Origin of the sequence: Microbacterium profundi (genome assembly GCF_000763375.1) — a bacterium.
Taxonomy (GTDB): Bacteria; Actinomycetota; Actinomycetes; order Actinomycetales; family Microbacteriaceae; genus Microbacterium; species Microbacterium profundi.
Genome location: NZ_JPSY01000001.1, coordinates 105,799 through 126,387, shown reverse-complemented (window position 1 = coordinate 126,387; position 20,589 = coordinate 105,799). Strand labels below are relative to the sequence as shown.

Annotated in this window: 21 protein-coding genes; 13 read left to right on the top strand and 8 right to left on the bottom strand. The window is 66.5% G+C overall.

The features are described 5' to 3' along the window. Positions 1-70 precede the first annotated feature (70 nt). From JF52_RS0100635 to JF52_RS0100625, 3 genes are all read left to right on the top strand, one after another. Positions 71-1,360, top strand: coding sequence for an inorganic phosphate transporter (locus JF52_RS0100635; protein ID WP_052166887.1), 1,290 nt, complete (start codon positions 71-73; stop codon positions 1,358-1,360). Beyond that, positions 1,357-1,692: a hypothetical protein gene (locus JF52_RS0100630; RefSeq protein ID WP_033104622.1), complete on the top strand. Its 336-nt coding sequence runs from the start codon at positions 1,357-1,359 to the stop codon at positions 1,690-1,692. Before JF52_RS0100635 ends, JF52_RS0100630 begins: the two co-directional genes overlap by 4 nt. Before the next feature lie 101 nt (positions 1,693-1,793). Then, positions 1,794-3,254, top strand: a complete 1,461-nt coding sequence (locus tag JF52_RS0100625; RefSeq protein ID WP_033104621.1) for an aspartate ammonia-lyase — start codon at positions 1,794-1,796, stop codon at positions 3,252-3,254. A gap of 72 nt (positions 3,255-3,326) precedes the next feature. On the opposite strand, the gene JF52_RS0100620 is transcribed toward JF52_RS0100625, so the two are convergent. Further along, the gene (locus JF52_RS0100620) at positions 3,327-4,196 is read right to left on the bottom strand and encodes a fumarylacetoacetate hydrolase family protein (RefSeq protein ID WP_033104620.1); all 870 of its coding nucleotides are present in this window, start codon (positions 4,194-4,196) and stop codon (positions 3,327-3,329) included. Between the two features lie 61 nt (positions 4,197-4,257). Here JF52_RS0100620 and JF52_RS0100615 point away from each other — a divergent pair, with 61 nt between their 5' ends. From JF52_RS0100615 to JF52_RS0100605, 3 genes are all read left to right on the top strand, one after another. Further along, a complete protein-coding gene (locus JF52_RS0100615) occupies positions 4,258-5,550 on the top strand; it encodes a PrsW family intramembrane metalloprotease (RefSeq protein WP_235272303.1) in 1,293 nt (430 codons plus the stop codon). A gap of 193 nt (positions 5,551-5,743) precedes the next feature. Then, positions 5,744-6,112 (top strand): FKBP-type peptidyl-prolyl cis-trans isomerase, encoded by a 369-nt coding sequence (locus JF52_RS0100610; RefSeq protein WP_033104619.1) that lies wholly within the window; start codon positions 5,744-5,746, stop codon positions 6,110-6,112. Between the two features lie 148 nt (positions 6,113-6,260). After that, positions 6,261-6,815, top strand: coding sequence for a YceI family protein (locus JF52_RS0100605; protein WP_033104618.1), 555 nt, complete (start codon positions 6,261-6,263; stop codon positions 6,813-6,815). Positions 6,816-6,841: 26 nt separating this feature from the next. On the opposite strand, the gene JF52_RS0100600 is transcribed toward JF52_RS0100605, so the two are convergent. After that, entirely contained in the window at positions 6,842-8,137 is a 1,296-nt protein-coding gene (locus JF52_RS0100600) for an MFS transporter (protein ID WP_268746238.1), read from the bottom strand. A 228-nt stretch (positions 8,138-8,365) separates the two neighbouring features. Here JF52_RS0100600 and rpsO point away from each other — a divergent pair, with 228 nt between their 5' ends. The 3 genes from rpsO (at position 8,366) to JF52_RS0100585 (ending at position 9,578) form a co-directional block, all read left to right on the top strand. Continuing rightward, positions 8,366-8,635, top strand: coding sequence for a 30S ribosomal protein S15 (gene rpsO, locus JF52_RS0100595; protein ID WP_033104617.1), 270 nt, complete (start codon positions 8,366-8,368; stop codon positions 8,633-8,635). A gap of 165 nt (positions 8,636-8,800) precedes the next feature. Beyond that, a complete protein-coding gene (locus JF52_RS0100590) occupies positions 8,801-9,229 on the top strand; it encodes a hypothetical protein (RefSeq protein ID WP_033104616.1) in 429 nt (142 codons plus the stop codon). Further along, on the top strand, positions 9,222-9,578 hold the full coding sequence (locus tag JF52_RS0100585; protein WP_052166646.1) for a transcriptional regulator: 357 nt from the start codon (positions 9,222-9,224) through the stop codon (positions 9,576-9,578). The genes JF52_RS0100590 and JF52_RS0100585 overlap by 8 nt, the downstream gene beginning before the upstream one ends. A gap of 62 nt (positions 9,579-9,640) precedes the next feature. On the opposite strand, the gene JF52_RS0100580 is transcribed toward JF52_RS0100585, so the two are convergent. Beyond that, positions 9,641-10,645 carry an isopenicillin N synthase family dioxygenase gene (locus JF52_RS0100580; protein ID WP_033104615.1) on the bottom strand — a complete coding sequence of 335 codons (1,005 nt, stop codon included), beginning with the start codon at positions 10,643-10,645 and terminating at the stop codon, positions 9,641-9,643. A gap of 132 nt (positions 10,646-10,777) precedes the next feature. Then, complete coding sequence (locus JF52_RS0100575) at positions 10,778-11,917, bottom strand: acyltransferase family protein (RefSeq protein ID WP_152594782.1); 1,140 nt, start codon at positions 11,915-11,917, stop codon at positions 10,778-10,780. 130 nt (positions 11,918-12,047) lie between these two features. Between JF52_RS0100575 and JF52_RS0100570 the strand changes: the two genes are divergently transcribed. Continuing rightward, entirely contained in the window at positions 12,048-13,274 is a 1,227-nt protein-coding gene (locus JF52_RS0100570; protein WP_033104614.1) for an LLM class flavin-dependent oxidoreductase, read from the top strand. A 2-nt stretch (positions 13,275-13,276) separates the two neighbouring features. Continuing rightward, entirely contained in the window at positions 13,277-13,921 is a 645-nt protein-coding gene (locus JF52_RS0100565; RefSeq protein ID WP_033106123.1) for an FMN reductase, read from the top strand. A 5-nt stretch (positions 13,922-13,926) separates the two neighbouring features. Here JF52_RS0100565 and JF52_RS0100560 read toward each other — a convergent pair whose 3' ends face one another. Together JF52_RS0100560 and JF52_RS0100555 are read right to left on the bottom strand one after the other, a co-directional pair. After that, on the bottom strand, positions 13,927-14,607 hold the full coding sequence (locus JF52_RS0100560; RefSeq protein WP_033104613.1) for a response regulator: 681 nt from the start codon (positions 14,605-14,607) through the stop codon (positions 13,927-13,929). Beyond that, positions 14,604-15,905 carry a sensor histidine kinase gene (locus JF52_RS0100555; protein ID WP_033104612.1) on the bottom strand — a complete coding sequence of 434 codons (1,302 nt, stop codon included), beginning with the start codon at positions 15,903-15,905 and terminating at the stop codon, positions 14,604-14,606. The genes JF52_RS0100560 and JF52_RS0100555 overlap by 4 nt, the downstream gene beginning before the upstream one ends. Positions 15,906-16,058: 153 nt before the next feature. Between JF52_RS0100555 and JF52_RS0100550 the strand changes: the two genes are divergently transcribed. After that, the gene (locus JF52_RS0100550) at positions 16,059-17,495 is read left to right on the top strand and encodes a cation:dicarboxylate symporter family transporter (protein WP_033104611.1); all 1,437 of its coding nucleotides are present in this window, start codon (positions 16,059-16,061) and stop codon (positions 17,493-17,495) included. Positions 17,496-17,553: 58 nt separating this feature from the next. Here the strand turns inward: JF52_RS0100550 and JF52_RS0100545 are convergent, their stop codons facing one another. Then, positions 17,554-17,733: a DUF5302 domain-containing protein gene (locus JF52_RS0100545; RefSeq protein WP_033104610.1), complete on the bottom strand. Its 180-nt coding sequence runs from the start codon at positions 17,731-17,733 to the stop codon at positions 17,554-17,556. A gap of 9 nt (positions 17,734-17,742) precedes the next feature. Next, positions 17,743-18,363, bottom strand: a complete 621-nt coding sequence (locus tag JF52_RS0100540) for a DedA family protein (RefSeq protein WP_052166645.1) — start codon at positions 18,361-18,363, stop codon at positions 17,743-17,745. A 154-nt stretch (positions 18,364-18,517) separates the two neighbouring features. On the opposite strand from JF52_RS0100540, the gene JF52_RS0100535 reads away from it, so the two are divergent. Further along, positions 18,518-20,443: a GDSL-type esterase/lipase family protein gene (locus JF52_RS0100535; RefSeq protein ID WP_234000164.1), complete on the top strand. Its 1,926-nt coding sequence runs from the start codon at positions 18,518-18,520 to the stop codon at positions 20,441-20,443. Positions 20,444-20,589: the final 146 nt, after the last annotated feature.

Below are 20,589 nucleotides of genomic sequence, written 5' to 3'. Positions count from 1 at the left end.
GGTGAACTCTTCGTTCGTCACGCCGATCACGTCGGCAGCTCTCTTCCTTTCACACAACCGAAAGCGAACGGTGGAAACCGCAGCCCTCATCGTCGTGCTGGTCATCGTGCTAGCCCTCTTCTTCGACTTCACGAACGGCTTTCACGACACCGCGAACGCGATGGCGACGCCCATCGCGACGGGTGCCCTCAAGCCGAAGACCGCAGTGCTCCTGGCGGCCGGACTCAATCTCGTCGGCGCCTTCTTATCGACTGAGGTCTCCAAGACCGTGTCGCACGGCATCATCAACGAGGACGCCATCCGGGACGCGGGCGCCGAGCTGTTCTTGTCCGTGATCTTCGCCGGCCTGATCGGCGCCATCACCTGGAACATGCTCACGTGGCTGCTCGGACTGCCCTCGAGCTCGTCCCACGCCCTGTTCGGAGGCCTCATCGGGGCCACGATCGTGGGCGTCGGGCTCGGCGGCATCGACTTCGGAATGGTGCTCTCGAAGATCGTGCTCCCTGCGCTCATCGCCCCGATCACAGCCGGCCTCATCGCGTTCGCCGCCACGAAGATCGCCTACTCGATCACCCGTCGCTACGACGGCAAGCCGGACGGCCGCGACGGATTCCGCTGGGGTCAGATCTTCACGTCGTCCCTGGTCGCTCTCGCCCACGGCACGAACGACGCGCAGAAGACGATGGGCGTCATCACGCTCGCGCTCATCACGGTGGGCTGGCAGAACTCCGAGCAGTCGGACCCGTACTTCTGGGTCATCTTCGCGTGCGCGTTCACGATCGCCCTCGGCACGTATCTGGGCGGGTGGCGCATCATCCGCACGCTCGGCAAGGGACTCACTGATGTCAAGCCCGCTCAGGGTTTCGCTGCGGAGAGCTCGACGGCGGCGACGATCCTCGCCTCGAGTGCGCTCGGCTTCGCGCTCTCGACCACTCAGGTCGCCTCCGGATCGGTGATCGGCTCCGGCCTCGGACGGCGCGGGTCGACGGTGCGCTGGAGGACTGCAGGACGAATCGGCATCGGCTGGCTGCTCACACTTCCCGCCGCCGCGGCGGTCGGTGCACTCGCAGCGCTCCTCGTCGTGTGGTGGGGCAACTGGGGCGTGGCGATCGATGCGATACTCGCGCTGGTCATCATCGTCGGTCTGTTCCTGCGTTCCCGGCGCAACGCGGTCACCGCAGAGAACGCGATGAGCGATGTCGCCGAGTCCGGCCTCGCGATCGAACTGCCCGACATGCCGCCGCCGACGCGGCGTCGGCTGAGGATCGAGCAGGCCCGTGCGAAGGCGAAGGCCGAGCACAAGGCGAAGGTCGAGCACAAGGCGCAGGCGAAGGCAGCGAAGAAGGGGTCAGAGCAATGAGCGTCGTGATCGACTGGCTCGCATTCGTGCAGGTCTTCGCGGCGGCGCTGATCGGCGCAGCCGCCATCGTGACCTTCTACGCACTCGGACTGCGGCTGCTCGTGCGCTCGGGGCGTGCACCGGTCGTGAGCCCTGCCGAGTTCACCGATGCCATCACGGTGATCACCGAGAAGGAGGCCCGCCGCGCTGCGAAGCAGGCGGCGAAGGCGGCCAGGAAGAGCCCGCTCACCGACGTTCAGAAGCGCATCGCGCTGATCGGTGCGTACGGATGCTTCGCCCTCTGCGCCTTGGCCGTGGCAAGCGGCATCCTGCTGATCGTCGTGGGCCGCTGAAGCTCAGACGCGGTGTCTGCGACGCTTCTCGCGGTGTACGCGCGGCATAGACTGGAGACATCCCTCGTTCCCTGATCCGCCACGACCCACAAGGATGTGACATGGCTTCTGCCGCGCCTGCCCCCACCCGTACCGAGACCGATTCCCTCGGGAGCATGGAGGTCCCCGCCGACGCGTACTGGGGCATCCACACCGCCCGCGCAGACGCGAACTTCCCGATCACGAAGCGACCGATCTCGGTGTATCCCGATCTCATCCGGGCGCTCGCGATGGTGAAGCAGGCCAGTGCAAGGGCGAACAAGGACATCGGCGCACTCGACGCCATGCGGGCCGATCTCATCGATGAAGCAGCGCAGCGGGTCATCGACGGCGAGTTCCACGATCAGTTCACGGTCGGAGTGATCCAAGGCGGCGCCGGGACCTCGACGAACATGAACGCGAACGAGGTGATCACCAACATCGCGTTGGAGATCGCCGGGCGGGAGAAGGGCGATTACGATTTCCTCTCTCCGATCGACCACACCAACCGCAGCCAGTCCACGAACGACGTGTATCCGACGGCTGTCAAGATCGGCCTCTCCCTCAATCTCCGTTCCCTGCTTGATGAGCTCGACCTGCTGCGCCGCTCGTTCCTGGCCAAGGCCGTCGATTTCCACGACATCCTCAAGGTGGGGCGCACCCAGCTGCAAGATGCCGTGCCGATGACGCTCGGGCAGGAGTTCCACGGCTTCGCCACGACTCTCGGCGAGGACCACAGCCGTCTCACCGAGAACGCGTCGCTGATGTTCGAGATCAACATGGGTGCGACCGCGATCGGCACCGGCATCACCACTCACGTCGACTACGCACAAGCCGTACTCGACCACCTGCGCGAGATCACCGCCCTCGATCTCGAGACGGCGACCGACCTGGTCGAATCCACCAGTGACACCGGCGCGTTCATGTCGTTCTCGTCGTCGCTCAAGCGCAACGCGATCAAGCTCTCCAAGATCTGCAACGATCTGCGACTGCTCTCCTCCGGGCCGCAGGCCGGTTTCGGCGAGATCAACCTCCCGGCCAAGCAGGCGGGCTCGAGCATCATGCCGGGCAAGGTCAACCCGGTGATCCCCGAGGTCGTGAATCAGGTCGCGTTCGCCGTGGTCGGCGCGGACATGACCGTCACGATGGCTGTCGAGGCGGGGCAGTTGCAGCTGAACGCCTTCGAACCTGTGATCGCGCACTCGATCTTCCAGTCGATCACCTGGATGCGTCAGGCCATGTGGACTCTGCGCGTCAACTGCATCGACGGCATCACAGCGAACACCGATCGCCTCGGAGCGATGGTGGGCGCCTCGGTCGGCGTCATCACTGCGCTGACCCCGTTCATCGGCTACGCCGCTGCGGCCGCTCTCGCGAAGACCGCGCTGCTCACGAACCGCAACGTGGCCGACCTTGTCGTCGAGGCGGGACTGATGTCACGCGAGGAGGTCACGAAGCAGCTGTCGCCGGCGCGTCTTTCGGGGCTCGAGGCGGTCACCGCTGCGATCTCCGTGATCCCGCCGGAGGGCCTGATCGAGATCTGACGTCCCACGAGTGCGGCCCGCGCCCGGATCTCGGATTCAAGGACGGGCACGGGCATCCCTCGTGCACGGCGCTCAGTCGTGAATGCGGCAGTGCGTCGTGAGCTCGCCGATGCCGTCGATGCCGACGGTCACCGTCGAGCGGTCCCGCAGGAAGATCTGCGGCTCGCGCGAGTAGCCGGCACCACCGGGGCTGCCCGTGGAGATCAGCGTGCCTGGCTGCAGGGTGATCGACTGCGACAGATGCGCGATGAGCGTCGCGACCGAGCGGACCATCTGACCGGTCGAGGCGTCCTGCACGGTGTGGCCGTCCACGACGGTCCAGATGTGCAGATCCTGCGGGTCCGGGATCTCATCCGCCGTGACGACGAACGGGCCGGTCGGGGTGAAGCCGTCGAACGACTTGCAGCGCGACCACTGCGCCTCGGAGAACTGGATGTCGCGAGCCGTGATGTCGTTGACGACCGTGTAGCCCCATACGCTGTCGAGCGCGTCTGCCTCGGCCACGTTCTTCGCCGGTCGCCCGATCAGGACGCCGAGTTCGGCCTCGTAGTCGACGGACTCGCTCAGAGTGCGAGGCCACCCCGTCGTCGCCTCATGCGACGTCAGTGAGTTCGGCCAGAGAGTGAAGACGGTCGGTGCGGTGTCGGTCTTCAAGCCCAGTTCGCTGGAGTGGGCGGCGTAGTTCAGGCCGATCGCGAGGATCACAGGCGGATCGAGAACAGCCGATGCGAAGTCGAAGCCGGCGAGCGGATGCCGCGGTGCGGTGCGCTCGTCGAGTGCGGTGCGCAGTGCGTCGAGGCCGTCGTCACCTGCTTCGATGAGCTGCTGGAGGGTCGATGGTGCGGGGTCGATCAGATCCGAGACCAGAATGGCCTCGGCATCCTGGATCACCGCGAGCTGGGCATCAGGGGAGTCCGGTCGACGCAGATGGGCGAAACGCATGTCCCCTACGCTACCGTCCTGTCGCCCGGAGCAGAGTGGAGGGTACCTCTAGGCTTTGGCTATGTCATTCGGAGGACCCTCGGAGCCGCAGCACTCGCCGCCCCCGGCCCAGCCCCAGCATTCGCAGCAGCCGAATTCGCAGCAGCAGTACGCGCAGTCGCCGTACACGCCGGCTCAGTTCAACCAGCAGCCGGTGTATGCGTCCGCGCTCGCACAGCCGACCAACTATTCGCCGCCCGCTCCTGCCGCGCCCGCTCCTGCCGGAGCGCTGCCCATGCTGCCGGTTCCTTCGAAGAAGGGCAGGACGGTGTCGATCTGGCTCTTCGGCGTGCTCGGCTTCGCACTCGTGGCGCTGATCGGCTACTTCGTGTGGGCGCTCGGAGTCGTCGCATCCGGCATGGGACTCGTCCTCGCGCTCATCCCGCTCGCGATCGTCTTCCTCGGCGTCCACATCATCGACCGCTGGGAACCGGAGCCGAAGCTGCTGATCGTGTTCGCGATCGCATGGGGCGGCATCGCAGCAGTCGGACTGACACTGCTGGTGGACCTCGGCATCACGCTCGCAGTCGGCATGCGCTCGGAGGTGCTCAGTGCGATGATCCAGGCGCCGATCGTGGAGGAACTAGCGAAGGGTCTCGGGATCTTCATCATCTTCCTCATCGGCAGACGTGCTTTCGACGGCCCGATCGACGGGATCGTATACGGGGCGCTGATCGGCGGGGGATTCTCCTTCACCGAGAACATCCAGTACTTCGCGATCAGCCTGATCGAGGGCGGCGGTGAACAGCTCACGGCCACGTTCGTGATGCGCGGTCTGCTCTCGCCGTTCGCGCACGCGATGTTCACCGCTCTCACCGGCTTCGCGATGGGGCTTGCAGCCAGGCGCAGTGCGTCGAAGGGCGCGGTGCTCGGTGCTGGACTGCTCGGGCTGCTGGGCGCCATCATCCTGCACGGATTCTGGAACGGCTCGGCCACGTTCGCCGACTTCTTCGCGCTCTACATCACGCTTCAGGTGCCGCTGTTCATCGGCTTCATCCTGGCCATCGTGGCGTTGCGCAAGGAAGAGGCCCGCGTGACGAGGGAAAGGCTGGGCGACTACGCGGCAGCCGGATGGTTCACGCCGGAGGAGATCACGATGCTCGCGACTCCCGCCGGGCGCAAAGTCGGACTCAGATGGGCCGCGAGCCTGCGCGGTGACCGCAGGTCCTTGATGAAGAGCTTCATCAAGGATGCCGCAGCCCTCGCCGCAGTGCGCCAGCGGGCTATCGTCGGCCGCGACCCCCTTGCCGCGGATGACGAGCGGGCATTGCTCACGCGCACCCAAGCGACGAGAGCGGCCCTCCTGGCGTATTGACGAGCGGCATCGCGTTGACTCTTGACACCCGTGGAGTAGGGGTGCAATCTGAGTACAGATCAACTCAGCGCCCGGTAGACATGCAGGCATCGCCGCAGCACCGGGCGCTGAGTCTTGATATGGGCCGGGGCTGTTCGCTCTGAGCAGGCGCCCTCGCATTGACCACGTCCGAGCGCTCCGGTTGTATGGAGTCATGACTGATCGCACAAAGCCCGAGTTCGACGCCCCCACAGCTCCCGCTCCTGCAGAGCTCGTCACCCGAGACATCATCGAGGGCGACGGCGCAGCCGCGAAGCCCGGCGACACCGTGACCGTGCACTATGCCGGTGTCGAGTACGACTCCGGCGAGGAATTCGATTCCTCCTGGGGGCGTGGCGAGACCATCCAGTTCCCGCTTCGCGGATTGATCCAGGGCTGGCAGGACGGCATCCCCGGCATGAAGATCGGTGGACGTCGTGAGCTGATCGTTCCTCCGCACCTCGCGTACGGCCCCGCGGGTTCAGGACACTTCCTCTCCGGTAAGACCCTCATCTTCATCATCGACCTGGTCGCCGTCGGCTGATCGGACTCACAACTGCGGAGGGCCTCTGTTCCACATCGGATCGGAGGCCCTCCGTTTTTTTGTCGACAGACTCGGAATACATGCGCTCGCATACGAGTTGTCTCCTTGTGAACGCAATGAGACCCCACACTTCAAGGAGAGAACCCGCATGACCACGATCGACATCCCCGGCTACCGTGCAGGCACCTGGATCCTCGACCCCGCCCACAGCGAGGTCACCTTCAGCGTCCGCCACATGATGATCTCGAAGGTGCGCGGCTCGTTCGGCATGAAGAGCGCGACGCTGGTCGCCCCGGAGAACCCGCTCGACGCGAAGGTCGAGGCGACCGTAGACGTGACGTCCCTCGACACCAACGACGACGGTCGCGACGGACACCTGCGCTCAGCGGACTTCTTCGACATCGAGAACTTCCCGACGATGCAGTTCGTCTCCACCGGCGCACGTGTCGCGTCAGATGACTTCTTCATCGACGGCGACCTGACCATCCGCGGCATCACCAAGCCGGTGAGCTTCGCGTTCGACTTCGGGGGATTCGGCACCGACCCCTACGGCAACTACAAGGCCGGCGCGTCGGCGACGACCACCATCAACCGTGAAGACTTCGGCCTCACCTGGAACGCCGCACTCGAGACCGGCGGCGTCCTGGTCGGCAAGGACATCACGATCAACCTCGACCTGCAGGGCGCTCTGCAGCAGGACTGATCTTCGTCATCGAGGACCCCGTGCCGTCAGGGCACGGGGTCCTCTGCGTCATATGCGCGGAAGCTCGGCGTGAGGCGCACCAGCACACCGACCAGCGCGATGACGAGCAGTCCGCCCAGAAGCGGGGGGAACCAGAGCACTGTGAAAGTGGCGAGCGCGCCCGCATAGAGTGCGCCGAGGCGAGGTCCTCCGGCGACGACGATGATGAAGATGCCCTGCAGTCTTCCGCGAATGGCGTCCGGCACCGACGCCTGCATCATCGTGTTGCGGTAGATCGAGCTGATGTTGTCGGCAGCTCCTGAGAGAGCCAGGGCCGCGGAGGCCGCGACGATGAGTGCGATGTTCGCATGGGTCTCGTCGGCCCCCGGCGCCCACGTCGCGATCAGGAGAACCACCCCGAAGAGCAGTATCGCCGCACCGTAAGCCTGAACTGCACGTGCGATTCCTCGTCCGTGCCAGCGGTAGCGCACGATCCGGCCGGAGAACAGGCTGGACAGGAACGTACCGGCCGCGACCGCTGCCGTGAGCGCACCCGTGGTCACGGCGCCTCCGCCGAGAAGCACCGCGCCCAGCGCGGGGAACAGCGCCAGCGGCTGCCCGAACGTCATCGCGACGATGTCGACCAGATACTGCATCCGGATGTTGGCCGCACGCTTGAGGAACCGCCAGCCGTCGACCAGCGACTCCAGTCCTGGGCGCACGATCTCGCCCTCCGGCCGCAGGACAGGCAGGGTCCAGAGCCCGAGGAACATCGCGAGCATGAGGACGACGTCGATGGTGTAGGTCCAGCCGTAGCCGGTGAGGGCGACGAGGATGCCGGCGAGTGCCGGGCCGACCATGACCATCACTCCGATCGTGATGCCGTTCAGAGCGGATGCCGCTGCGAGGAGCTCGCGAGGGATGAGGCGCGGAACGATCGCCGTGCGCGTTGCCATGCCGACCGAGTTCGCGGCTGAATTGATCATGCTCAGCGCATACAGCCACCAGATGGTCTCGAGCTGACCCCACGTGAGGACGGCGAGCAGAAGGGTCGAGACGAAGGTGACGATCGCCGCGACGATCGCGACCATGCGGCGGTCGAAGGCGTCGGCGAGCATCCCGCCGTAGAGGCCTGCGAGGATCATCGGGATGAGCCCGGCGACGGCGACCATCGAGACCGCGAACGTGCTCTCAGTGAGCTCGAACACATGCAGCATCACAGTGACGATGGTGAGTTGACCGCCGAGTCCGGCCAGCGTCGACCCGATCCACATCCTCGTGAACGCACCGCTGGCGCGGAACGGACGAAGGTCGATGAGTGCCCCGCGGGCACCGCCGCTCACGCGTCGACCTCGACCGGCGATCTCCGGTCGGTTGCGGGATCATCCCGCATCTTGCACTGCACGTTTCGAGGCTATCGGCTCATCGAAGCTCGACGGCTCATAGCGAGGCCTGGATCGGCCGTCGGGGCTGGTAGACTCTACAGGTTGCCGTTTGATCGGCCGCGGATAAAGAGAGCCCACACATCAGGTGTTGGGCGCCGCGCAACGAACTGAAAGGGGATCCCATCTATGCCACTCGAGTCTGACGCCAAGAAGGCGATCATGGAAGAGTACGCGACGCACCCCGGTGACACCGGATCCCCCGAGGTGCAGGTCGCGATGCTGACGCAGCGCATCAAGGACCTCACCGAACACCTCAAGGATCACAAGCACGACCACCACTCGCGTCGTGGCTTGTTCCTCATGGTGGGTCAGCGCCGTCGTCTGCTCGGCTATCTCCAGGACATCGACATCGCGCGTTACCGCACGCTGATCGAGAAGCTTGGTCTTCGCCGCTAAGGCAGCGCACCAGCGTAAAATCGCACTTCTTTCGAAGGCCGTCCCAGGTGTGGGGCGGCCTTCGTCGTCTCCAGAACCTCGAGAGAAGGATGGCTTTCCTGATGGAAAGCGCGTAGTCTCCTTCGGGATTCCAGTTTCCAGGTGGAAAGCTGACGCGGAGGTGCAATGGATCAGCGACCGATCGAGGGAGCCGCGCCGTTGCCGGTGCCGAACTCCGATATCGCCCAGGCGTACCTCGACCAGGTGAGGGCCGTGCGTGAACGGCGGGAGGCAGGTGTCGACCGTCGCGGTGCGGCGTGGATCGGACTGGTGAATGCGATCACGCTCGCCGTGTACATCACCGTCATCTCGCCGCGGTGGGGCATCGCGATCGTGCTCGGTGTCGTCCTGCTGGTCGCGCTTGCCGTCTTCTTCATCGCGGGCATCCTCGGCGTGGAGATGCCGTTCTTCGTGAGGCTGATACCGGGGGCGCTGGCGCTCGTCGTGCTGGGGGCCCCGGCGCTGCGCAGCATTCTCGGGTACGGCCCGATCGGCGCGGCCGTCGTCTTCTGCCTGTATGCCGGCAGTGCATTCCTGGACGGGCGCGATGGCTGACAAGCACCCGCGCCTGCGTCTGGACGACAACTTCGCCAGCCCGATCCGCTTCTCGCTCATGGCTGCGCTCCTCGACGGGAACGAGCTCGACTTCGCCACTCTCGCCCGGATCCTGCAGGTGGGCGACTCGGCGTTGAGCAAATCCATCTCGCACCTGCACGTGACCGGTTATGTCGCGACGCGCAGAGGGGACGTGGGAAGCCGGCCCCGAACCTGGGTGCGATCGACGGCGAAAGGCGAACGCGCCTTCGCCGCGCATCTGCACGCTCTGCAGGAGATCGTCGAGTTCGGCGGTCGTGCGCCAGCCCACAACGTATCGACGAACGCCTCGATCGTCCGATTCGAGTGAGCGACGGTGAGCAGCGGCGACGGGATCCGACCGCCTGGTCGTGGTCTACGTCGCCCGTGACGTCAGGCGGATGCCCCCGCGAGGTCGGAGTGGTGGATCGCGGCGACGTCAGGATGCGCACGGAGCCGTGACTTCAGGGCGTTCTCGCCGTACAGGCTGTGGATCGGATTGCGGGGATCCTCAGTCACTCCCTGCGCCTCGGCGGCCAGCTCCGCCGGCAGCTCGATGAGAGGGAGCTTCGCGTCGAGGGCAGGGCTGAAGAAGAACGGCACCGAGATGCGGTCGGCGGGAGCCTTGGGGGAGATCACCCGGTGATTGGTGGCCTTGAGGTAGCCACCGGTGGCGTACTCGAGCATCTCGCCGATGTTCACGATGAACGCGTCGTCGACGGGCGGAGCATCGACCCACGCCCCGTCGCGTTCGACCTGCAGACCGCCCTTGCCGGGCTCCACCCAGAGCAGCGTCAGCACGCCGGAGTCCTTGTGCGCGCCGACGCCCTGCTGGGGCTCCGGCGCATCCGTGCCGGGGTAGCGCACGATCTTCATCAGGCTCGCCGGATCGCCGAAGTCAGCGTCGAAGTGCGTCGGCTCGGCGCCGAGCGCTTCTGCCCAACTGCGAAGAAGCCTGCGGGAGATGCCGGTGAGGTGCTCGCGCCATGTCTCTGCGACCTCGCGCAGCTCGGGCTGCGCCGCCGGCCAGAGGTTCGGGCCGATGAGGCGGTTGAAGGCCGGGCCGTCCGAGACGGGCTCCCGTTCCGGTCCGATGTCGATCTGCTCGCGCCAGTCGACTTTGCCCTGGGTGAGTTCGCCTCCGATGCGGGTGTAGCCCCGGAATTGCGCGCTGTGCACGTTCTCGATCGCGAGCTTCTGCTCCTCGGGCAGGGCGAAGAAGTCGCGGGCGGCCTGCTGCAGCCCACGGAAGATCTCGGGGGCGATGCCTGTGCCGATCAGATAGAAGAATCCGACGTCATGGGCGGCGGCGGCCAGCTCGCTTCGGAACTTCGCGGCGGCGTCCGGGCCGTCGTCCAGCTGGGAGAGGTCGAGGACGGGGAGGTTCAGTTCAGCCATAACACGAGCGTACGACCAGTTCGCACGGTCGGAGTCATGTGTTTCAGACGGTTACCACCTGATAGCGGGTACATCGTTCAGATGGCGGGTCGACTCCGAACTCAGCGAGCGATCAGCGCACATCCGGGATGATCAGCCCTCGCGCGAGCGCCGAGACCCCGTCGGATCGTTCCGACGGGACACATCCGCCGACAGCCGTGCATCGGAGAACAACCAGCGTGCACGTGGCTCCACCAACGGTCGGACCAGCCACCGTACCGGCCGCGTCGCGAGGAGGAGCGCGATGAGCACCGACAGCAGGATCAGAGCGGGCAGCCAGACCCACGTCGGTTCCGCATCACGCAGGATGCCTGACTCGCGGAACGGGTACAGCACGAACGAGTGCAGCAGATAGACGTACATCGTGTACTGGCCGAACTTGGTCCACCAATACCTGCCTCGCGGGATCAGGACGAAGAACGCGGCGCTCAGCACCAGACCGATCGCGATGAGCAGCAGGCGGATACCGCCTGACCACCACGCATCACCGCCGAGATCCACGTACGTGTCGTTGTAGAAGAACCACTTGTTGAGATTGATGCTCTCCCACAGGTCGACCCAGTTCCATGCGGCGAACGCCCCCACGGCGAAGATGAGCACCGCGATCGCGCGGAGCCACCAGGGCCGGAAGTCGATCAGGCGGAAGCGGTTGACCAGGTCGTGCTCCCGCAGCCACCACCCCAGCACGAAGAACGGCAGGAAGCCGAGGGTGCGCGAGAGCGAGAATGTGCTGTCGACGTTGCTGAGGTAGCCGGCGCCCACCGAGATCAGCACGCTCCACACCAGCGGCCAGCGCAGCAGTGCGAGGTACGGCAGCACCAGTCGGAAGATGCCGAGGGCGAGCAGGAACCACAACGTCCATGACGGCGTCGTCAGGTTCGGCTGGACCTCTTGCCCTTCGACCAGCCATTTCGTGAGGGTCCAGAGCAGCTCGAAGATCACGTACGGCACCAGGATGTCGGTGATGACCCGCGCCATCTGCTTGCGCGTGGGCGGGGCGGACTTCGAGAAGTAGCCGGCGACGATCGCGAAGGCCGGCATGTGGAACGCGTAGATGGCCAGGTAGAGTGCCATCGCGATGCTGGAGTCGTAGGTGAGGCGCTGGATGGCATGGCCGAGCACGACGAGCACGATGCAGGCATAGCGCGCGTTGTCCCAGAACGGCACGCGTCGACGAGGCCGCGCGATCGCCCCGGTGATCGGGCCAGTCGGAATCTGTGCGGCGGTGCTCATCCTCCGAGGCTACCGGCCTCTCCTTGGCGGGCAGGGAATAATGTGGCGCGGGTTGCGTTGTGACATATACATGCATTTGAATAGAAGCGTCATGCCAGCAGCATCCGCCTCGAGAACCCGGGAGCACCACATGAGCGAGCACGCCGACACCTCAGGCATCCAGTTCGGCCTCTTCACCGTCAGCGACATCACCCAGAACCCCGTGACGGGCGAGACGCCTAGCGAACGGCAGAAGATCAAGGACGCGATCACGATCGCGAAGCACGCCGAAGAAGTCGGCCTCGATGTCTTCGCCGTGGGCGAGCACCACAACCCGCCGTTCTGGTCCTCGTCGCCCACCACCACCCTCGCCGCGATCGCCGCGCAGACCGAGCGCATCATCCTCTCCACCTCCACGACACTGATCACGACGAACGACCCGGTGAAGATAGCCGAGGACTTCGCCATGCTCCAGCACATCTCCGACGGGCGCACCGATCTCATGCTCGGCCGAGGCAACACCGGCCCCGTGTACCCGTGGTTCGGCAAGGACATCCGCCAGGGGCTGCCGCTGGCGATCGAGAACTACGCGCTGCTGCGCAAGCTCTGGGATGAGGACGTCGTGGACTGGGAGGGCAAGTTCCGCACGCCGCTGCAGGGCTTCACCTCGACTCCTCGCCCGCTCGACGGCGTAGCTCCCTTCGTCTGGCACGGGTCGATCCGCACCCCGGAGATCGCAGAGCAGGCCGCGTACTACGGCGACGGCTTCTTCGCGAACAACATCTTCTGGCCCAAGGAGCACTACCAGCGCCTGATCGAGCTGTACCGCCAGCGCTACTCGCACTACGGACACGGCACGCCTGAGCAGGCCATCGTCGGCATCGGCGGACAGGTGTTCATGCGCGCGAACTCTCAGGATGCTGTGAACGAGTTCCGTCCGTACTTCGACAATGCGCCGGTGTACGGCCACGGCCCGAGCATGGAGGACTTCACCGAGATGACTCCGCTCACGGTGGGATCGCCGCAGCAGGTCATCGACCGCTACGCCGCGATGCGCGACACGTTCGGCGATTACCAGCGTCAGCTCTTCCTCATCGACCACGCCGGTCTCCCGCTGAAGATCGTGCTCGAGCAGCTCGACATCCTCGGCGGCGAGGTCGTGCCTGCGCTGCGCAGGGAGCTCGCGAAGAACCGTCCGACGAGCGTTCCGGATGCTCCGACCCACGCGTCGCGCGTCAAGGCGGTGTTCGGCGACGGACCCGCGCGCGAGGCGCGCCCCGGTGCGAACCGCGGAGACAACCTGACAGCCGGCTCCCCGTATCAGGACACGCCGGCACCCGCCGGAGCCGCGTTCGGCGTCGGCCGGAAGGAAGCGTGATCATGACTGATCGTCGCATCGCCGTCATCTCGGCGGGTCTGTCCAACCCGTCCTCCACGCGCATGCTGGCCGACCGCATGGCTGCGGAGACCGTGAAGCAACTCGCCGAGCGCGACATCGAGGTCACCGTCGATGTGATCGAGTTGCGCGACCTCGCGCACGACATCATGAACAACCTGCTGACCGGGTTCGCGCCGGCGGCGCTCGAATCGGCGCTCAACTCGGTGTACTCGGCGGATGCCGTGATCGCGGTGACGCCGATCTTCTCCACGAGCTATTCGGGACTGTTCAAGTCGTTCATCGACGTGCTCGATCCTGACGCGCTCACCGGCAAGCCGGTGCTGATCGGTGCGAACGCGGGAACGCCGAGGCACTCGCTGGCGATCGACTACGCGATCCGTCCGCTGTTCGCCTACCTGCATGCCGAGACCGTCTCCACCGGAGTGTTCGCGGCATCCAGCGATTGGGGCGGAGCCGGCGACGATGTGGCACCACTGGCCAAGCGGGTGGAGAAGGGGGCACGCGAGCTCGCGGACGCCATCGCCCGCAAGGATGCCGCGACATCGAGCGACCCGTTCGACCCGGCGAACTACCTGGGCGAGGGGCGGTCCTTCGGCCACCTGCTCGGCGGGCTCGCGGGGGAGTAGCGCCTTCAGCGCCACCGGTACTCGGTCTCAGGGCGACCGCGACCGCGGTACCGGGCGGCGCGCTCGAGCCTGCCCTCGTCGGCGAGGTGCTCGAGGTAGCGGCGCACGGCCACACGCGACATCCCGAGCTGTTCTGCCGCCTCGCTCGCCGACAGCACCCCGGCATCGCGGGCCGCCGCGGTCACACGTGCCAGCGAGGCGGCGGACAGCCCCTTCGGCACCCTGATGCTGCCGGTGGGCCGCGATGCGCCCAGGAGCGCATCGATCTCGGCCTGGCTCGCCTGCCCGGCCGCCGCGACCGCCTGTGCGCTGTAGGCGCGGTGCTGCTCGAGCCGTTCCCTGAACGTGGCGAAGGTGAAGGGCTTGACGAGGTACTGCATGACGCCGAGGGCGGCCATCTGACGCACGGTCTCGGCATCGCGCACAGCCGTGATCGCGATCACATCGACGACTATCGATCGTGCGCGCAGATGACGGAGGACGTCGAGCCCTGAGCCGTCCGGCATCGTCATGTCGAGCAGGACCAGATCGATTCCCTCCTTCGGAGGGCTCTCGATCAGCGCGGTGAGGGCCGCACGGGCGCCGCTGCATTCTCCGACCACCGCATAGCCGTCGATCCGCTCGATGTAATCCCGATGCAGTTCCAGAGTCAGCGCGTCGTCGTCGACGAGGAGCGTGTGGATCATGGCAACGGTCCCTTCGTCTCCGCGCGGGATGCACGTGCACCGGGCAGTGTCACACGGAACGTCGTCGGCTCGTCGAGGATCTCCACTGTCCCTCCTGCCTCGTTCACGATCGATCGCACCAGTGCGAGTCCCACTCCTCTGCCCTCTGCGCCGGCGGGCTTCGTCGAGAATCCGTGCTGGAAGATCTGCTCGCGCACGGCTGCCGGAACTCCTGCGCCGCTGTCGGAGACCTCCAGCACGAGCCCGCCGCCGTTCGATGCGGAGCGGAGCACGACACGCAGCCAGCGCACGGGGGCGGCTGCGGCGGCATCCAGAGCATTGTCGATGAGATTGCCGAGCACCGCGATGCTGTCCATCGGCGCGAGGACGGAGCGGGGTGCGTCGGGGGCGATGTCCGCTGACCACTCGACTCCGCTCTCCTTCGCCTGAGAGGCCTTGTCGAGCAGCAGCGCTCCGACGGTCGGATCGCCGTCCCGCCGTGCGGTGACCTGATCCACGAGCGACTGGCTCTGCTGCGACGTCTCCGCAAGGATGTCGATGGCCTCACGGGTGCGGCCGAGCTCCAGCAGCGCGATCGCCGTGTGCATGCGATTGCCGTGCTCGTGCGTCTGTGCGCGCAGCGCCTCGCCGAGGGTGCGCACCGACTCGTACGACGCGACCGCGTCCCTCACCCGGCCGGCCGGCAGATCGCCCGCTATGCGGCGCGTATAGCGGCGCGCGAGGAAGGCACCCAGAGAGCCGGCGGCGATGATGAGTGCCGCGATCGCGACCGCAGATGGCAGCCGCCCGAGGAACGATTCGGCGACGGACTCGACCGTGACGCCTGCCGCGACCCACCCGACGCTCTCACCAGCCGCGTTCGCGACCGGCGTTATCGTGCGGATCGAGGCGCCGAGCGTGCCGGTGAACTCCTCGGTGAGCGTCGTGGGCGTGGCGGGGATCGTGCCGAGGTACTGCTCGCCGAGCCGGGCGGGGTCGGGATGGGTCACGCGCACTCCCGTCGACGTCATCACGGTGATGAAGTCGAGCGCGGAGTGCTCGACGACCGCGGTGGCGTAGGGCTGCAGCGCTGCGGAGGCGGCATCCGCGTCTGCACCGTCGAGCGCCTCGATCACGCTCGGCGAGTCGGCGAGGGACTGAGCGAGCGCGCGTGTGAGCTGCTCGGCCTCGGCTCGGGATGAGCGCTGAGTCTGAAGTGCGAGGATGGCCGCCGCGATCGCTCCGACGAGGACCGCGGCCACGAGGAGGACGACGAACACGTGTGATGCCGCACTGCGGCTGCGCTCCGAACGCACCATCGCGATCTCCCTCTGCTTACTCGGCCCGGTGGGCCACGACCAATACGACCACAAATGGTCAGCGTCTGAGAACCCAGGGAGGGTGAGTTCCGTTCACCCGGCGCTTCGCCGGACGTCATGTGACGACGCAGTTCATGATCACGGAGGTAACCCATGGCCATCACGACGAGCTTCTCGCTTCCCGGCTACAACTGGCGAAAAGGCAAACGCTCCTGGGACAAGCACACCTGGTTGTACGTGTCCGTCCTCATCGCCGTCGTCCTCGGCGCGGCCGTCGGCCTGATCTGGCCGGAGTTCGCGCAGAGCCTGGAACCGCTCGGCAAGGGCTTCGTCTCACTGATCAAGATGATGATCGCACCGATCATCTTCTGCACGATCGTCGTCGGCGTCGGATCGATCGCGAAGGCGGCCACCGTCGGGAAGATCGGCGGTCTCGCGCTCCTGTACTTCATGCTGATGTCCACGTTCGCGCTGGCGATCGGTCTTGTCGTGGGAAACATCATCCACCCCGGCACCGGGCTGAACATGGCCGGCGCGTCGTACGACGCGACCACCACGGAGGCGAAGTCCACGCAGGACTTCATCCTCGGCATCATCCCCACCACGTTCTTCTCGGCCTTCACGGGTGAGAGCGTGCTGCAGGTGCTCTTCATCGCGCTGCTCGTCGGATTCACCGTGCAGGGACTCGGCGAGAAGGGCGCGCCGATCATGGCCGCGGTGAAGCACCTTCAGGTGCTGGTGTTCCGCATCCTCGGCATGATCCTGTGGCTCGCGCCGATCGGTGCGTTCGGTGCGATCGCCGCTGTCGTCGGCAAGACCGGCATCGCGGCGATCTGGGGACTGGGCCTGCTGATGGTCGCGTTCTACATCACCTGCATCGTGTTCATCATCGGTGTGCTCGGCACGCTGCTGTACGCGGTGACGCGACTGAACATCTTCCAGCTCATCAAGTACCTGGGCCGCGAGTACCTGCTCATCGTCGGCACGTCGTCGTCGGAGTCGGCGCTCCCGCGGCTCATCGCGAAGATGGAGCATGTCGGGGTGTCCAAGCCGGTCGTGGGGATCACGGTGCCGACCGGGTACTCGTTCAACCTCGACGGCACGGCGATCTATCTGACGATGGCGTCCCTGTTCATCGCGGCGGGCATGGGGCAGCCCATGTCGATCGGCGAGCAGATCGGACTGCTGCTGTTCATGATCATCGCGAGCAAGGGGGCCGCAGGCGTCACCGGTGCGGGCCTCGCCACTCTCGCCGGGGGTCTGCAGGCGTACCGCCCCGACCTCGTCGACGGGGTCGGCGTGATCGTGGGCATCGACCGCTTCATGTCCGAGGGCCGCGCTCTCACCAACTTCACCGGCAACGCCGTGGCCACTCTGCTCATCGGAACCTGGACCAAGCAGATCGATCCGGCGCGAGCGCGGCGCGTGCTCGGCGGGGGCGAGCCGTTCGACGAGTCGATGCTGGACGGTTCGTCCCACGACGGGATGTCCACCGCGACGGATGCTGTCGGCACTCAGGGCCTGGAAGAAGCGGCCGTTGCAGAACTGGCGGCGAAGGAGACCAGGGCCAAGGCGCGCGCGCAACGCTGAACCCGAGCGTCCGCAAGAGGAAGAGGGCCATCCCGATCGGGGGTGGCCCTCTTGGTGGTCATCCGCTCTTGCGTCGGAACTCACGTCGCGTCTGCGGGGCATTCGCCGCGTGGACGGCGGAGTCGCCGTCCAGATGTGATTCACCGTTGCGGTGATGTGCGTTCTTCTTCTCGAGCGCTTCCTTGAACTTGCGCTTCATCTCCTCGGACGAGGAGGTTGCGCCTTCTTCGGTGCTCATGACGCCAGCCTAGCCGGACGGCAGACGAGTCGCGACAGGATTTCGTCGGCGCGCACGCCTGCGGATGAGCAGATCGATCAGCGCGCCGAGTCCGATGGCGACGACCACGGATATCAGCACCGACACGATCGGCGCGTCAGGGAGGATCGCAGCGAACAGGGCGCCGATCGCGGCCTGGTACGTCGCCCACCCCGTGGCCGCGAGCGCGACCAATCCCAGATAGCGGGGGAACGGGATCCGGGTCGCGCCGGCGACGAGGTTGATCGCGAGTCGCGCGAAGGGGATGAACCTCGCGGTGAACAGCACGACCGCCGTTCCCGCCTCCAGTCGGCCCCGCGCCCACCGCTGCGCGCGCTGCAGACGCTCGGTGCGCATCCATCGCCACCTGTCGAGCCCCACCCATCGGCCGATCCCGTAGCAGAGCAGATCCCCGCAGGCAGCGGCGACGGCTGCGCACAGGATCACCGTCCACAGCGGCGGCGTCCCGGTGGAGGTCGAGAGCGCACCCAGCGCGGTGACCGCTATCTCGCCGGGCACGATCACGAAGAACGCATCGCCGAAGACCAGCAGGCCCATCACCACGAGGGACCATGGGCCGGTCACCGCATCAGCGAGCGCTTCCGGAATCACGCGTCAACTCTGCGCGCCGAAGGTGAACGGAAACGGAATCGGGGACAGCCGGTGAAGGTCAGTCATGCAACAGGTGAACACTCGGGTACAGGGCCCGCCGTTGTCGGATGCGTGTGATCGGCGGCGTCATCCTGAGATCGTGAGAGTCGCAATCGTGACCGAATCCTTCCTGCCGCACATGAACGGCGTGACAGGGTCTGTGCTGCAGATCCTGCGCCACCTCGAGCGCAACGGCCACGAGGCCCACGTGATCGCGCCTGACGCTGTCGGCATCCCCTCCCGGGTGCACGGCGCCCCGATCGAGCCGGTGGCGAGCCTGGCACTGCCCGGCTATCGCAACGTCAGGATCGGCGCCGCGACCACTCGGCGCGTCGCGGCGTCACTGGAACGATTCCGCCCCGATGTGGTGCACCTCGCGTCACCGTTCGCGCTGGGATGGCGTGGTGCGCTCGCCGCATCCAGTCGCGGCATACCCGCTGTCGCCGCGTATCAGACCGACATCGCCGCCTACACGGAGCGCTACCGGCTCCCCGCGACCACGACGTTCGCGCGCAACCACATCGTCCGCCTGCACCGCCGGGCGACCCTCACGCTCGTCCCCTCGACCGAATCCGAGCATCAGCTGACCGGGCTCGGCGTCGACCGCATCCGCCGCTGGGGGCGAGGAGTGGACGCTGAACGCTTCCACCCTTCGCGTCGCGACGAGAGTTGGCAGCGGTGCATGACGAAAGAGGTCATCGTCGGCTACGTCGGACGGCTGGCGGCAGAGAAGCAGGTCGAAGACCTCGCCGTGTTGCAGCAGGTGCCCGGCGTGCGCCTCGTCATCGTCGGAGACGGGCCGTCGAGGGCGCGCCTTCAGGCGGAGATGCCGGATGCCGTGTTCCTCGGCCATCTCGACGGCGATGCCCTCGCACAGGCGATCGCGTCGTTCGACATCTTCGTGCACCCGGGGGAGAGCGAGACGTTCGGGCAGACTCTGCAGGAAGCCCACGCGAGTGGCGTGCCGATCGTCGCGACGGGGCGGGGCGGCCCACTCGATCTGGTGCGGATGGGCATCGACGGATGGCTGTACCGGCCGGGGGACCTGGATGACCTTCGCATGCGGGTGGCCGATCTCGCTGGCGACGGTCGCAAGCGCCGTGCATTCGGGGTCGCCGGCCGGGCCGCCGTCGAGGGACGCAGCTGGCAGGCGGTGTGCGGCCAGCTGCTCGGGCACTTCGAAGAGGCCCGCGGGCTGCACGGTCTCGATCGGCAACTGCGCAGCGCGCGCGTCCGCAGGCCGGAGCCCGCGCCGCCGACGGCGGGGCGACGCTGGCAGCGCTACGTCGCGCTCGGCGACTCGTTGACCGAGGGACTCTGCGACCCAGCGCCCGACGGCGCGCTGCGCGGGTGGGCAGATCGCATGGCGCTCCTGCTGGCTGCCCGCGGCGGCCTGCACTATGCGAATCTCGCCGTGCGATCCCGGAGGGTGCGCGATGTGTCCGGGGAGCAGCTCACCAAGGCGCGCGAGCTGCGGCCCGACCTCGTGTCGATCCTGATCGGTGCCAACGATCTCGTGAAATCCCACGCCGACGTCCCTGCGCTCGCCGCACAGGTCGAGCAAGTGGTGCAGACACTCCGCGACGACGGGGCGGACGTGCTGCTCGTGACACCGTTCCTGCCCGACCGGAGGGCCGCGCGGCTGTTCACCCGCAGATTCGCCGACTTCGCCAGTCGGCTGGCCGGTGTCGCGGAGCGCACGGGAGCGATGCTCATCGACACCGATCTGCACCCGGAGCTCTCGTCCAGGCCGAACTGGGGCGAGGACCTGGTGCATCTCAGCAGCCGCGGACACCGTTTCCTCGCCTATCAGGCAGGAGAGATGCTCGGTGTGCCGCACGCAGACACCCTCGGCGCGCTGGATCAGGTGCTGCACGACATCGATGCCACGACCCGAGCCGCGTGGTGGCAGCACCACGCCCTGCCCTGGGTATGGCGGCGTCTGCGTGGTCGGGTGGCCGGCGACGGACGTGTGGCCAAGCACGACGACTATGTCTACATCGGCCGTTCGTCGTCGATGCGGAGCGTCGAAGTCCATTGAGGCGCCCAGGTCATCCGCGAATTCTGCATGCGCTGGTAGGCTGGGACCGGACTGCTGTGTGCAGTTCGCGCGCCGTGTTGTGCGCGCTGACGTATGATCTCGCCCGTCACACGGACGGACGAGTCTAAACAAAGAAGGAGAGACCT

Excerpts from the sequence above, each read along its gene's own strand:
- JF52_RS0100555 (WP_033104612.1), bottom strand. The coding sequence starts at position 15,905 with ATGGTGCGTTCGGAGCGCAGCCGCAGTGCGGCATCACACGTGTTCGTC.
- rpsO (WP_033104617.1), top strand. The coding sequence starts at position 8,366 with ATGCCACTCGAGTCTGACGCCAAGAAGGCGATCATGGAAGAGTACGCG.
- JF52_RS0100610 (WP_033104619.1), top strand. The coding sequence starts at position 5,744 with ATGACTGATCGCACAAAGCCCGAGTTCGACGCCCCCACAGCTCCCGCT.
- JF52_RS0100605 (WP_033104618.1), top strand. The coding sequence starts at position 6,261 with ATGACCACGATCGACATCCCCGGCTACCGTGCAGGCACCTGGATCCTC.
- JF52_RS0100585 (WP_052166646.1), top strand. The coding sequence starts at position 9,222 with ATGGCTGACAAGCACCCGCGCCTGCGTCTGGACGACAACTTCGCCAGC.
- JF52_RS0100615 (WP_235272303.1), top strand. The coding sequence starts at position 4,258 with ATGTCATTCGGAGGACCCTCGGAGCCGCAGCACTCGCCGCCCCCGGCC.
- JF52_RS0100565 (WP_033106123.1), top strand. The coding sequence starts at position 13,277 with ATGACTGATCGTCGCATCGCCGTCATCTCGGCGGGTCTGTCCAACCCG.
- JF52_RS0100550 (WP_033104611.1), top strand. The coding sequence starts at position 16,059 with ATGGCCATCACGACGAGCTTCTCGCTTCCCGGCTACAACTGGCGAAAA.
- JF52_RS0100625 (WP_033104621.1), top strand. The coding sequence starts at position 1,794 with ATGGCTTCTGCCGCGCCTGCCCCCACCCGTACCGAGACCGATTCCCTC.
- JF52_RS0100590 (WP_033104616.1), top strand. The coding sequence starts at position 8,801 with ATGGATCAGCGACCGATCGAGGGAGCCGCGCCGTTGCCGGTGCCGAAC.
- JF52_RS0100560 (WP_033104613.1), bottom strand. The coding sequence starts at position 14,607 with ATGATCCACACGCTCCTCGTCGACGACGACGCGCTGACTCTGGAACTG.
- JF52_RS0100580 (WP_033104615.1), bottom strand. The coding sequence starts at position 10,645 with ATGGCTGAACTGAACCTCCCCGTCCTCGACCTCTCCCAGCTGGACGAC.
- JF52_RS0100575 (WP_152594782.1), bottom strand. The coding sequence starts at position 11,917 with ATGAGCACCGCCGCACAGATTCCGACTGGCCCGATCACCGGGGCGATC.
- JF52_RS0100570 (WP_033104614.1), top strand. The coding sequence starts at position 12,048 with ATGAGCGAGCACGCCGACACCTCAGGCATCCAGTTCGGCCTCTTCACC.
- JF52_RS0100620 (WP_033104620.1), bottom strand. The coding sequence starts at position 4,196 with ATGCGTTTCGCCCATCTGCGTCGACCGGACTCCCCTGATGCCCAGCTC.
- JF52_RS0100630 (WP_033104622.1), top strand. The coding sequence starts at position 1,357 with ATGAGCGTCGTGATCGACTGGCTCGCATTCGTGCAGGTCTTCGCGGCG.
- JF52_RS0100545 (WP_033104610.1), bottom strand. The coding sequence starts at position 17,733 with ATGAGCACCGAAGAAGGCGCAACCTCCTCGTCCGAGGAGATGAAGCGC.